The organism is Candidatus Electrothrix sp., from assembly GCF_052785085.1.
The window spans coordinates 49,714-62,402 of the sequence record NZ_JALAAI010000008.1; the positions used below are offsets into that span (position 1 = coordinate 49,714).

The 12,689-nt window shown below is 45.5% G+C and carries 11 protein-coding genes and 1 pseudogene; 10 read left to right on the forward strand and 2 right to left on the reverse strand.

Going from position 1 to position 12,689, the window contains the following annotated elements; all coding sequences use genetic code 11:
* Window positions 1–55: 55 nt before the first annotated feature.
* From L2082_RS02675 to L2082_RS02720, 10 genes and pseudogenes are all read left to right on the forward strand, one after another.
* Window positions 56–457: a hypothetical protein gene (locus L2082_RS02675; RefSeq protein ID WP_446008805.1), complete on the forward strand. Its 402-nt coding sequence runs from the start codon at window positions 56–58 to the stop codon at window positions 455–457.
* Between the two features lie 60 nt (window positions 458–517).
* Entirely contained in the window at window positions 518–790 is a 273-nt protein-coding gene (locus L2082_RS02680; RefSeq protein WP_446008816.1) for a hypothetical protein, read from the forward strand.
* 255 nt (window positions 791–1,045) lie between these two features.
* The gene (locus tag L2082_RS02685) at window positions 1,046–1,459 is read left to right on the forward strand and encodes a DUF1499 domain-containing protein (RefSeq protein WP_446008806.1); all 414 of its coding nucleotides are present in this window, start codon (window positions 1,046–1,048) and stop codon (window positions 1,457–1,459) included.
* A 90-nt stretch (window positions 1,460–1,549) separates the two neighbouring features.
* The gene (locus tag L2082_RS02690; RefSeq protein ID WP_446008807.1) at window positions 1,550–2,884 is read left to right on the forward strand and encodes an APC family permease; all 1,335 of its coding nucleotides are present in this window, start codon (window positions 1,550–1,552) and stop codon (window positions 2,882–2,884) included.
* 242 nt (window positions 2,885–3,126) lie between these two features.
* Window positions 3,127–4,404, forward strand: a complete 1,278-nt coding sequence (locus L2082_RS02695; protein ID WP_446008809.1) for an APC family permease — start codon at window positions 3,127–3,129, stop codon at window positions 4,402–4,404.
* A 694-nt stretch (window positions 4,405–5,098) separates the two neighbouring features.
* A pseudogene (locus tag L2082_RS02700) lies at window positions 5,099–5,974 on the forward strand (DUF808 domain-containing protein).
* Window positions 5,971–6,408, forward strand: coding sequence for a DUF2304 family protein (locus tag L2082_RS02705; protein WP_446008810.1), 438 nt, complete (start codon window positions 5,971–5,973; stop codon window positions 6,406–6,408). The pseudogene L2082_RS02700 and the gene L2082_RS02705 overlap by 4 nt, the downstream one beginning before the upstream one ends.
* A 27-nt stretch (window positions 6,409–6,435) precedes the next feature.
* Window positions 6,436–6,846 (forward strand): desulfoferrodoxin family protein, encoded by a 411-nt coding sequence (locus L2082_RS02710; RefSeq protein ID WP_446008811.1) that lies wholly within the window; start codon window positions 6,436–6,438, stop codon window positions 6,844–6,846.
* 66 nt (window positions 6,847–6,912) lie between these two features.
* Window positions 6,913–8,826, forward strand: a complete 1,914-nt coding sequence (locus tag L2082_RS02715; RefSeq protein WP_446008812.1) for a hypothetical protein — start codon at window positions 6,913–6,915, stop codon at window positions 8,824–8,826.
* A 56-nt stretch (window positions 8,827–8,882) separates the two neighbouring features.
* Window positions 8,883–10,598, forward strand: coding sequence for a DUF4080 domain-containing protein (locus L2082_RS02720; protein WP_446008813.1), 1,716 nt, complete (start codon window positions 8,883–8,885; stop codon window positions 10,596–10,598).
* 342 nt (window positions 10,599–10,940) lie between these two features.
* Here L2082_RS02720 and L2082_RS02725 read toward each other — a convergent pair whose 3' ends face one another.
* Together L2082_RS02725 and L2082_RS02730 are read right to left on the reverse strand one after the other, a co-directional pair.
* Window positions 10,941–11,294 (reverse strand): hypothetical protein, encoded by a 354-nt coding sequence (locus tag L2082_RS02725; protein ID WP_446008814.1) that lies wholly within the window; start codon window positions 11,292–11,294, stop codon window positions 10,941–10,943.
* 110 nt (window positions 11,295–11,404) lie between these two features.
* Window positions 11,405–11,896 (reverse strand): hypothetical protein, encoded by a 492-nt coding sequence (locus tag L2082_RS02730; RefSeq protein ID WP_446008815.1) that lies wholly within the window; start codon window positions 11,894–11,896, stop codon window positions 11,405–11,407.
* Between the last annotated feature and the right edge of the window lie 793 nt (window positions 11,897–12,689).

Here is a 12,689-nt window from a genome sequence, read left to right on the forward strand (position 1 = left end):
AACATAAGGCATAGCGATTTCACAAATATTCATCACAAGAAGAAAGGGGAAAGATATGAAAACAAATATGGGATTGTGGATTGATCATCGCAAGGCGTTGATTGTGACGGTTTCGGGCAAGGGCGAGAAAACAAGCGTTATCGAATCAAAGGCAGAAAAACAGCCCGGACGGTTTGACGGGGTACGTTCGACGACCCCCTATGAAGCTCAGAAGGTTCAAGCGGATGGCAGACAGGATGTAAAATTTGCCGACAAACTCAACAGCTACTACGATGAGGTCATCTCGGCGCTTCGTAACGCCGAATCCATTTTGCTTTTTGGTCCTGGAGAGGCAAAAAGTGAGCTGAAAAATCGTTTAGAAGATGACCACCTCGCTCACCTCATCCAAGCGGTGGAAACAGCTGATCAGATGACAGACCCCCAGATTGCAGCGAAAGTCCGGGAGTATTTTAACTAAATCTCCCATCAGCTAAAAAAGCATTTTCAAAGCAGTCTTCGACAGCCTGTAAAAAAATAGATGAATGCTCGCATACAGGGTGGCCGAAGATGGCGAGTTGCCGGCCATGCTGGATCACAAGAACGCAAAGGGTATACCGAATCGGGCGGTCGTCCTTGGTCCGGGAGGATTTCGCTTTGGCGATTACTGGCGGCTGGGTCTGGCACTGGAAGTCATTGTGGTCGCGGTGAGCGTACCCATGCTGTTATGGGTATGGCCGTTTTAATGAACTACCCCGCCGCAGAGCAGCGGGGTAGCCAAATAATATTGACCATCACAACTACCTGGAATTAAATATCAATTTATTAAAAATGAAATCTATAGTCATTTTCGGAGCCGGTATAGCTGGTTCGTAATCACAATGAATAAGCAAAATACAATCGCCGTATGATAAAGCCCATCCCGCTGTTCTAATAATTTGTTTTCTTTTAATAGGATGTACAGGAACTATGCCTAAGTTAGGAATTGGGTGTGGCTCTTTTAAAACAACTACCATTGATTTTATTAGAAAAACTACCATGGTACCCGTAACTAACTAACTGACTTTTCGTGACCGTCGAAGCAAAAGATCCACACCCGTTAGGAATTGACAAGGACCAACTAATGCAATGCCCGGAAACGCCAAATTGTGTTAACAGTCAAGCGACAGATGAAAAGCATTTTATCCAACCCATCCTTCTCGTTGGTACACAGCAAGAGGCACAAAACCGGCTCCTGAAGATTCTTAAAGCATGGAAGCGAAGTAAAATTATCGTAGTTCAGGATAATTATATTCGAGCAGAGTTTAAATCTAAGTTGTTTCGTTTTATTGATGATGTTGAGTTTTATTTTCCAGCAATTGAAAAAGAAGATGTAATCATACATATTCGATCGGCATCTCGTGTTGGACATTCAGACTTTGGCGTTAACCGAAAACGAATTGAAGAAATTCGAATTAAATTAAAGGCAAATCTCCAACAATAATGAGGTCAGTCAGGAAACTGGCCGTTCGATCTCGGTTGTGTAATGAGGATAGCAATCGCCGATTTTGGATAAAATAAATAAGGTGGTCTTATGAATAAAAACGAAGATAGGACACAGCATTATCGTAAAGATAGCCTGACATTGCTCGGTGCAGTTGCACTTGGCACCGGCGTTATGATTGGGGCAGGCATATTTGCCTTGACGGGTCAGATGGCCCAGATGACCGGGAGCCTTTTCCCCCTGGCTTTTCTTTCGGCTGCGGTGATTGTCTCATTCAGCGCATACTCTTACGTCAAAATGTCGAATGCATATCCTTCGGCTGGCGGGATTGCCATGTACCTGAAAAAGGCTTATGGCAGCACCGTGACAACAGCCTTTTATTCCCTCTTGATGTATTTTTCCATGGTGATTGCCCAGAGTTTTCTGGCGCGTACATTTGGTGCTTATACATTACAGCTGTTTGACATCGACGATACCAGCCTGCTGGTGCCGACACTGGGTGTAGGATTGTTGCTAGTGGCTTTTCTGATCAACCTGTCCGCCAACCGTATGATCGAGGGTGTAGCGTCGGTGATCGGATTTATCAAGATTGGGGGCATCGTTTTGTTTGGCGTTGTCGGCGTAATGGTGGCTGACACGGTGGAAGTGAATTTCTCAACAGCGGTTCCTGACGCCTCAATGGCGGGCTTTCTCGGCGCAACGGCACTTGGCATTCTGGCCTTTAAGGGTTTCACCACGATCACCAACAGTGGCTCGGAGTTGAAAGACTCGAAACGAAATGTGGGCAGAGCCATCATGATCTCCATCGCTCTTTGTGTTGTGATTTATACGCTGGTTGGTTTTGCCGTCGCAAGTAACCTATCACTTCAGGAAATCATCGAAACAAGAGATTACTCGCTTGCCGCAGCCGCAAGGCCTGCCCTTGGCGAATACGCGGTCTGGTTTACGGTTGTTCTGGCCATGTTGGCAACAGCAGGCGGCATCATAGCCAGCATATTTGCGGTTTCCCGGATGCTGGCTATGCTGACTGAAATGAAACTCGTTCCCCATAGCCATTTTGGCATGCCCGGTAGCATCCAGAAGCATACTCTCGTCTATACAATCGTTTTTGGTTTGCTGTTGACAATATTATTTGACGTGACGCGCATTGCGGCTTTGGGAATTATTTTTTATCTGATTATGGATATTGCGATACATTGGGGGATATTGCGGTATCTCCGGCATGAAATTGGTGCTCGACTCGTTTTTCTGATCGCCGCCATTATCCTTGATCTGATCGTTCTGGCTGGCTTCGTCTGGATTAAGATATTTAGCGATCCACTGGTGGTTGGTGTCGCTGGTGCCGTAATGCTGGCTATCCTGATTATGGAAGCCCTGTTTTTGCGACAGAATCCTATCGTGCCAGAAGGCCACAAACATGGATGACGATAAGCAAATTCTATGTTCTACCGCTCACTGCCCGAGATGTTAGTCGTTCCAGGATTGGGCAAAGATGAGAGCACATACCCCGGTGCTTCACCGGACGGCAATTCCACTGCGCTCCATTGCCACAGTGGAACTAGGGTACCGTATTTTGCAATTTGAATGCGCTCCCCCCGGCCTGTGGCCGGGGCCAAACTTCAAAATAACAAAAACATAAACTTTTTGTTACTTAGAAGAGTGTTAATATGAATCAGTCTAAATCTAAGCTTGGCTTCAACGCGACATGGTCGATGGCCGTAGGCGGCATGGTCGGCGGCGGCATCTTCTCAACGCTCGGTGTGGTTGTCGGAATCGCCGGTGCATGGGCATGGCTTAGTTTTGCGATTGCGGGTCTTATCGCCCTAGCCGCCGGGTACAGCTACGTGAAATTAGCCGCCCATTACGATGAAGGAGGCGGGGCGTTCACTTTTCTCCGCAAGGTCAATGCGGAAGGGATCGCCGGGAGCCTCTCGTGGGTTCTCATTGTCGGGTATGTGCTCACAAATGCGGTGTATGCGTTTACCTTCGGGGAGTACCTCGGGCATGTCGCGGGACTTGGTCCTTGGTTCCCGCGTATGGCTGGCGTTGCCATCATGGCGTTATTTATTGGGCTGAACCTGCGGGGTGTGGGCGAGGCCAGCAGTATCGAGATTTTTCTTGTGTGGTTCAAACTGGTCGTGCTTGTAGGACTGGCTGGCGGGGGTCTTGCACAGTGGGATACCCGGATGCTTTCGCAGGGTGTGCCGGATGCCGGAATCAGCGCGGCACTGTTCGGAGCGGCATCCGTGTTCATGGCCTATGAGGGCTTTCAACTGCTGACCTACGATTACAAGGATATTGATAACCCCCAAAAGACACTGCCCCGCGCAGTGTTGTCGGCGATTGTCGTTGTGATCGTGGTGTACATCGCTGTTGCCGTTGGCACGGCCATGCTGATCGGAGCGGATCAGGTGGTCCTGCACAAGGAGGTCGCGCTGGCTATTGCCGGGCGACAGGCATTCGGAACAGTCGGTGTCATTATCGTCACGATTGCTGCGGCATTTTCCACCGGGTCGGCCATCAATGCCACCCTGTTCGCCACAGCACGTCTCGCATACAGGGTGGCCGAGGATGGCGAGTTGCCAGCCGTGCTGGATCACAAGAACGCAAAGGGCATACCGAATCGGGCGGTCGTCGGACTCGGTGCGGCGGCAGCAGTCCTTGCCGCTGTCGGAACGCTCACCAGCCTTGTTGAGGCTGCCAGCCTCTCGTTTCTCTTCACATTTGCCGTTGTCTGCGGCCTTGCTTTCAAGCAGCGGGCAGGTCTGCGGATCATCACAGGATCGGGTGCCTTGGCCGCGACCGCTGCTTCAGTTGCTCTTGTTGTTCGCTTGATCTCAACTGATCCGTTGGCACTCGTTTTCCTCGGCCTGCTGGTGCTCATCGCTATATTCGGGCGTCCGCTACTGCTCCGTCACGTAAAGACGGAAAGCCGTCCTAGCTGAGCGGGTAGATAACGCTACAGCTATTCCCGGACCAAAACGTAATTTCTTGCAATTTATTTAAAATTAACTATTTTAATGTATTAAGGCGTGAGCACCCTGGATTTACTACATCTAGCTTCTAGATCCCTTGTGTATAACAGTGCCTTTACGTCTGTAACAATTTGATTTTACTACTTTCTTGTATTTATCGAGAATTTATACCAAAACGACTTAAAATATTGTAATTATTGTATATTGCAAAATAATTAATGAAAGAGTTTTGTAAGATATTTTTTTATAAAAAGAAAGTGAAAGGTCAGCTAGTTCTATAAAATCAGCAAGATAGAAAATCATTTCGTGAGGTTTTCTTAATCTTGTTTAGTTGTTTTAGATATTTATATCTGTACGGCCCGTGAATCGCTGATAACGCTATTACTGCCAAACTTAAATATGCGAAACGTTCCGCTGAAAATCATTCTGACAAACCGGAAATTCTACAACACCCGATAGCAAGCCTGAATTCGTATAATAAGTCTACAACCTCTATCTATATAACTGATATTCAAGAAAATACATGTCATGCGTTTATCAGTTGAATCCAGAGAGAAAAAAATCTCTGCATGGAATAGAAAAAACGAGTACAGTTACCCATTGCCGCCACAAACAAGCACATAAGAACATATGAGGAAAATCGACGTTCATGAGAGGATAAAACATGCCGAGCGGTATACTTGCAGTATTAGACGACATAGTCATGCTGCTGGACGATGCCTCTGCCATGAGCAAGATAGCAGCCCAGAAAACCGCTGGTCTTCTGGGCGATGATCTAGCGGCCAATGCGGAAAAAGCCATTGGCTTCCACGCTTCGCGGGAACTCCCGGTCATCTGGGCCATCACCAAAGGATCTCTGATCAATAAAATCATCATCCTGCCCGCAGCCCTCCTCCTGAGTACCTATATGGATTGACTCATCGTTCCCATTCTTCTCCTGGGTGGAGCCTATCTTTGCTTTGAAGGAACAGAAAAAATTTACGAATGGCTTCTCCATCGTTTTGCAAAAAATGCGCATGGAGATGCTTCCCATCCCTCCTCCGTAAAAAAACTCTCTGAAAAAGAAAAAATACGCTCTGCTGTAAGAACAGATTTCATTCTTTCCATAGAAATCATCGTTATCGCCCTGGAATCAGTCATGGATCAGCAATTGGTTATGCAGCTTTTGGTGGTGAGTTTCATAGCCTTATTAGCCACAGTTGGTGTCTATGGTCTTGTTGCTTTGTTGGTTAAGCTTGACGACATGGGGTTGTATCTGGTTCAGTATGCACAGTCAATAACGGGATTGCTGTCTACAATACTTACCAAGGTGGGCAAGCTTCTCATAGCCTCGCTCCCGAAGATCATCAGGTTGCTCGAATTTGTGGGCACCATCGCCATGCTCCTCGTGGGTGGAGGCATGTACGTACATAATATTGCAGTGGTGCATGATGGACTCCATTTTATGCCAACCATGCTTGCCAGTCTTGTGGCAGGTCTGGTGATTGGTTCTGTTGTCCTGTTCATTCTCCACCATGCCCCAGAAATAAAGAAAAAATGAAAATACACCTTTATCAGGTCATTGTTGTCGCTATTTCATCAACCATGCTTTATCTGGGCATTAAAGAGTTTGTCAACCGGGAAACCGGTCAGACCCTTTTCAAGCTCTTTGTCCGGTTAGCTGTCTGGGGCGGAATGGCCTTGATCGCTATTTACCCTAATTTCACCCTGATTCTTGCCCGGATTATGGGTGTGGTTGATAATTTTAACGCTGTGGTCCTCATGGGTTTTCTCATGGTCTTCCTGATGTTGTTTAAGTTGCTGTCAGCTATTGAGAAGATTGAGCAGAACGTCTCTGAAATAACACGAAAAGAGGCCCTGCATGCTGCCCATGACAGGATTGAAGAAATGCGAAAAGAGATCAAAGCCCAGCAAGGATGCAAAGCTTTGTGCAAACCAGAGCAGGATATATCTCGTTTGCACAAAAAAACATAAACCATGTTACAACTTGGAGGATCTAAGATGATTGATCGAAGAGAGTTCCTGAAAACCAGTGCTGTTGCTGCTTCAGCTGTTGCTGTTGCCTCAACTGTTCCTGTGTTTGCTGGCGAGACAGCAGCATCCCATGCCGGAATCGTGTACACTGAGCAACAACAGGGAAAATGGGAAGGAAAGGCAGGCAGCCATGCGCCCAAAGTAACAGTGGCTGAAGGTAAGGTTTCTGTTGTGACAGCGCATCCCATGACAGAACCGCATTTCATTGTTCGCCATACCGTTGTGCTTGAAGATGGTACAGTTATCGGTGGTAAGACCTTCACTCATGCCGATAAACCGGAATCAAGCTTTGATTTGCCTGAAGGCTATAAAGGCAAGGCCTGTGCAACCAGTTTTTGCAATCTCCATGACCTTTGGGTAACCGAGTTCACGGTTTGACCTGGAAGAAGCAGTGATAATCCTTTATCGGCAGGAGGGCAAAATGTTCTTCTGCCGTTTATCTCCATGAAGCGCTCGTTCTTTGTTGTTTATCCCTTTCTTGCTCTGTGCCTGGTCCTGTCTCTGTTTGCTGTTTATTTTGAGAAGGGTATTCAACCCTCTGGAAGAAATACCCAGGAAGATGCCCAGCTGATATATTGGCAAAAAATTTTTTCCACAGGTGAGGATCTGCTCAACACAGGGATTGTTCGTCGCCTTATCAGAAACGATCAGTCAACAGTATCCCGAGTGATTGCTCAGGGGATAGCGCAACAATTGCACCTCCATTCCCGATCACTGCGGCCCCAGCAGTTGATTCCTCACCATGCGATGCTCGTTCTGGAGTTACCAGATGCAGCAGCAACAGGAAAAAGTTTTCTTGATTCCCGGTTTGGACAAACCCTTAATGCCATCAACTGGCCTGCTGTTTTGCAACGGCTCACGATAAAAAGTGCCCTCCGTCGATCGCTGGAGCAAAATACTTCATGCCTGATGGAGGTACTGGGCCACCCCTTATTTGGTCAGCTTTTTAACAGGCCCCTCTTTATTGCTCAGCTTTCATCATTTTCTTCATTTATTCAGGAAAAGAAGCAGTCACAGCCGTTGTTGGAAGATCTCCTTATTGTCATGGACGTTGGGCAGGATAATCCTGAGCCGATACTTGCAGCCTTGCTTGAAATTTTTCAGGGAAGACAGACAGCACAAAATATCGCAGGCATGACTGTGTATGTTGTACAGCTGCAAAAGAGGCAAAAAATCTATCTTACTGCAATGGGCGGCAACATTGTTCTGTCCTTTGCCCAACAGCGGATACAGGAAAGTATTGCTCTTTTTTTCGGGCATTTTCTGGATCAACGAAAGGATCTGTTGCTGAATCAAGAGTACATACGGGTGGAGAAAGAGCGACCAGCCCAAACAGATTTGTTTCTTTACGCAGATTTATTTCGTCTTAAGCTCCATTTCAAGGCCCTGCTTGTCCGCTCCGGTTCAAAAAAGAAAAGTCAGCAATACAATTATTCCTGGGCTCCTGGGGTGAGAGCTATGGGATTTTATCATCATTCCAAAGAAGATATTGACCATCTCCAAACCCGTGTCCATTTTTCACAAGATCAGTTGTATCCTTTTCAGCAGCATATCTATAGTACTCTTCCCAGTCTCAGCCACAGTTTTCAAGAGGTGCCGGATGATCTGCTCCTTTCTTTGTGGTTCAATTGGCTGGAGCCCCGGCTCTGGTGGCAAAATACACTTGCTCATGGAGAAAAAGATGATTTGGCATCTGCGGACAGGATTGCTGCCTGGATCAAAGCAAAAACCGACATGAGCATGGACCAGTTTCTTGGTGTGTTTGGGAAGAACTTCAGTGTCCATATAGCAGGGATCAGTACAGCAGGTTTTTTTCCGGTTCCTCGTCTTTGTCTCAGTATTGAAATTCTGAATCGTAAAAAAGTTGATGCATTTTTCCAGAAAATTATTGGTGATCTTCCGGTGAAACGTACTATGGTAGGTGGCGTTCCGGTTGTGTCTCTTTTTGCGGCCCAGGGGATGTTACAACCTTCCTATGCTTTTTTTAATGGATACCTCTTGCTTGCAGACAGCAGGGAGCAGATCAGGGATATCCTGCTCAGGCCAAAAGCACCATTGGCTGAGGGAGATGAATACCAAGCTGTGGATACCAGGTTGGATGTTCCTGCCAATCTCCACTTCTTTGCCCGCACTCCAGAGATGATCACTGCGCTTCAGGAGCTGGCCTCCTGGGCTGGCACTATGATTGCTGTTCGGGACCATAAGGCCGGGGCCACGAGTAAACTTCTTATTGATCAGGTTATCTCACCTGTGCTGGAAAGCCTGAAAGTCTATAAGGCCATAGGCATTCGGAGTAACACAGGGCCGGGTGAGCTGGTTATTGATGGGACTGTGTTGCGGGCCACGCCGAAAAAATAAGATCAATCCGTCATTGCTTGTCTCTCTGATGAAGCAGGGAACAGCCTGAAACCAGAATGCCAGTACAAACAAAGTCCATGTTCCATCTTGTCAGTATTAACTGTCGCTTTTCCCATTCCTGCCTGGCCCTTTTTTATGTCCGCAATGCATTGGAACAGCACTTGCCTGGGCATTCCCTGCTCTTGAGTCAGTTTACGATTAATGATCCCTATTATCCCACCTTGTTACGGATCAGCAGGGAAAGGAGTAAAGCGGTTTTTTTTTCTGTCTATATCTGGAACCATGCAGTTGTCCACCGCCTGATTCACGATCTGGCCCGGCTCCGACCTGATCTGATAATTATCCTTGGTGGTCCTGAAGCCCAGGCCTTGGGAGAATTACCCGAGCAATGTACGCTTTTTCTCGGGGAAATTGAGGGTGCCCCGCAGGGATTTTATCATGATCTTCAACAGGGGCGTTTACAAGCATTGTATCAGGCTGAGAAAGCCTCTTGTTTCCCCTCGCCCTACAAGGAGGATGACTTCACAGGGGCATTGCAACATCGCCAGCTCTATTATGAATCATCTCGTGGTTGCCCCTTTTCCTGCTCCTACTGTCTTTCCTCTGGCTCTAAGGGGGTGCGGCACAAGCCTGTTGAGCTGGTCAAAGAGGAGCTGACAGCACTCATTGCAGCCAGGCCCATGATTATTAAGCTGGTGGATCGTACCTTTAATGATCAACCTGATCGGGCCTTGGCGATCTGGCAATTTTGTATTGAGCAGACAAAGCAGGTTCGTTTTCATTTTGAAATTGCCCCGGATCGCTTTACTGCGCCGATGTTTGCTCTGCTCTCCACTGTTCCCTGTGATCAGTTTCAGTTTGAAATCGGCATCCAAAGCTTTCATACACCAACCCTGGCAGCAGTAAACCGGACAATGGACCTTGAGGCGACCTGCCGTAATATCCAGCGTCTGCTTGCTCTGGATACGATTCATCTGCATGTGGATCTTATTCTGGGGCTTCCTTTTGAGACGGAGGAAAGTTTCCGGGATTCTTTTCATCAGGTCTTCCGGCTTGGGCCGCATTATATCCAATTGGGCCTGCTCAAGGTTCTGCCTGATACCGAGATTGCTCGCCAGGCAGAAGAGTTTGGCCTGATGTATTGTAGTGAGCCACCGTATGAAGTGCTGGCGACCCGCTGGCTGGATCATACTCAGTTGGCTGATTTGTATGATTTTTGTGAATGTGTAGAGGCTTTTTATAATAATCGGTTTTTTCGTTCTCTCTGGCAGTACCTTCTCCAGACCGGAGAGGAACCCTTTGCCTTCTTTTATGAGCTGCTTCAACTCTGTCGGCAATATAATTTCTTTCAGGTATCGCGGACCCATAAACTGATGACTCAGATCCTTGCGGATTTACTCGGGAAGAGGAAGGACGGGAAGTTGCTGCTGGATTTGTTGCGTTATGACTGGCTCCGTTGCGGGCATCGTAGTTTACCGGAGTATCTTACAACGACTACACAGCCTGAACTCCGTAATCGTTTACGGGAATCCTTACCGCAAAATGTGGAGGGATTATTTACTTATCAAACTCGGGTGGAATTTCTTAAGCAGGCAAGCTTTGTTGAGCTATCCCGTGAGGCGATGGGCTTCCTTGGTCTCATCAATCAGGAAAACCAGCTGGACCATACAGGAACTGGGCTTGTTGCCTTGCTGCCGGAACAGACCGGCGGGGTAATGAAGTTTCAGCGGGCTGTTAGTCTGTTGGAGTCGGATTCTAACAGTATACAATAGCTTGTTAACGAGTAACCTCTTTGCGTAAAAAGGGAAAATTCGGCTTTTCCTGGTCAATTCCTTTGACGAGAAAGTCCATGTTATGGATCTTTTTGTCCACGAGCTGGACTTTTTTATCCAATCGCTGGGCTTTTTTATCCAATCATTAGATAAACAGGTCCACTCCTTTGACTTCTTGATCCTAAAAAGGGGATGAAGGATGGATTTGCTAATCTGCGAAGAGCCACAAAAAAAAGCTACAAGGACTGCCCTGTTCCCTCGGCAATCCTTGCAGCTTTATTGCGATAATCTGCTATCTCCTCAACGGATGTAGAGAGAAAACAGAGTATGCCCTTGAAGTCCTTAGCGAATCATCAAAGCCTTCATTTGCATAGCACGCACTTTTTCCGCTATGATAGGTAAAATCATAGTACGCGCTTTTTCTGCTATGACAGGTTGAATGCTATCCTGCAAGAATTTCTGGGGAATACGCGTTGCCATCATGTCGGAACGCATTTGGTTTTTCAGCAGCCGAGCAGAGAAGTTTTTTCTGATCATCTCTTTTTGCATCTCAGCTATCCGCTTTTCAATTTTCTTGTCATCTGTTATCTCAGTAGTGTGGTTTTTGATGTCCACCTCTACTGCGGAGACGGAACCGACTATAACAAAAATAGCAGTAGCCAGTCCGAGTGTTAATATCACTATTATTTTTTTCATCTTTCTTCCTCATTTTCATGTTAACACCTCGGAATATTCCGAAGTTTGGTCGTTGATTGATCCATTGATTCAAGAAAAAACAGTTACATCATAAGTACCTGTTTAAGCATCTATTGAGTTGTTGGAAAGCGTTTTTGAACCCTTTGGATAATCCCTGTCGTAAACATCGGGATAGTCGTCACCAAGATCCTTTTTCTTACTTCCTTTGATAAATGCGGCAGAACAATCGGCATACACAATGCTTTGTTATGGGAAATGATATCCTTGGTAATATTTCCCATCACCTTATTTCTCATTTTTTCCATTAAATGCATTGGAGTAGCGCGTTTACCAAGGTACTTCTGTAATAACGGATTTTCTTGAACGGCCATTGCTGCTGCCAATTGATCTTTTTCTTGAGCCGCTAACGCTTTAAGCCCCCTTTGTTCTTCCATGAGGCGTATATGCCGCGCAGCCATCTTGTCCATAATTTTCTCACGATCCTCTTGGGGCAAGGCTTGAAGTGCCTGTTCAAACATCTGTGTTGCAGAAAAACCAGTGCCAGGGGACGACATTAAACAAAAGCAGATAATACTCATTACAAAACAACGTCTTCTTTTCATTTCTTCCTCCTTAAAAAATTACATTAACATGACATTATCTTCTGAGATGCTACATAAAAACAGAAGAACCATTAATTTGATACGAAGCAAGGCTCATTACCTTTAAACTTCATGTTCACTTTGTAGCAATTCAAAATCACCTTGTAAAGTGTTTTTTATTTTTATTAAAAATAAATGTATTGAATACAGAAGTGTATATAATTATGAATACCACATTGTATACGTAGTTGTATACGTTACAGTAAAATATAAAATATGAAATATATGTTTTTATTTTCTTTTTATCTGTGTGTGTAATGTAATAAATATTTATTGAAATAAAGTTCTATTAAAGACATATTAAATATGTATGTATGGCATACATCATTATATATTTTTTATTCTTATTGTTTATATGGCAGCTAATAGTATACGTTATGTTGATACAATAAGATGATATTCATGATATGAATGATATGTTTCGTATAATATTCGAATTCACAATTGGAATTATTGGGGTCTCCCTTACAAAAGAGGTGTTTTTTTAGATTCTGACTTTCTGATAGGCACAAAAAAAGGGTCACCAGCTAATGGCACGACTTTAAGGCTTGGCCTTTATGAACGAGTTGTATTTATTGAGAATTCAGAAAATTAATTTAGCCACAGATGTCATAACATATTGACACAGCTATTGATTTCTTGTAATAATGAAATTTTCACATCAATAAGCTACAGAGAGACATATGACATTTTCAAAACCAATCAAAAAAATCGGTCACCAAATTAACAAGCTAAAAGCCCGCTTCTGTCAATC

Excerpts from the sequence above, each read along its gene's own strand:
- L2082_RS02725 (WP_446008814.1), bottom strand. The coding sequence starts at position 11,294 with ATGAAAAAAATAATAGTGATATTAACACTCGGACTGGCTACTGCTATT.
- L2082_RS02690 (WP_446008807.1), top strand. The coding sequence starts at position 1,550 with ATGAATAAAAACGAAGATAGGACACAGCATTATCGTAAAGATAGCCTG.
- L2082_RS02695 (WP_446008809.1), top strand. The coding sequence starts at position 3,127 with ATGAATCAGTCTAAATCTAAGCTTGGCTTCAACGCGACATGGTCGATG.
- L2082_RS02710 (WP_446008811.1), top strand. The coding sequence starts at position 6,436 with ATGATTGATCGAAGAGAGTTCCTGAAAACCAGTGCTGTTGCTGCTTCA.
- L2082_RS02730 (WP_446008815.1), bottom strand. The coding sequence starts at position 11,896 with ATGAAAAGAAGACGTTGTTTTGTAATGAGTATTATCTGCTTTTGTTTA.
- L2082_RS02680 (WP_446008816.1), top strand. The coding sequence starts at position 518 with ATGAATGCTCGCATACAGGGTGGCCGAAGATGGCGAGTTGCCGGCCAT.
- L2082_RS02715 (WP_446008812.1), top strand. The coding sequence starts at position 6,913 with ATGAAGCGCTCGTTCTTTGTTGTTTATCCCTTTCTTGCTCTGTGCCTG.
- L2082_RS02675 (WP_446008805.1), top strand. The coding sequence starts at position 56 with ATGAAAACAAATATGGGATTGTGGATTGATCATCGCAAGGCGTTGATT.
- L2082_RS02705 (WP_446008810.1), top strand. The coding sequence starts at position 5,971 with ATGAAAATACACCTTTATCAGGTCATTGTTGTCGCTATTTCATCAACC.
- L2082_RS02720 (WP_446008813.1), top strand. The coding sequence starts at position 8,883 with ATGCCAGTACAAACAAAGTCCATGTTCCATCTTGTCAGTATTAACTGT.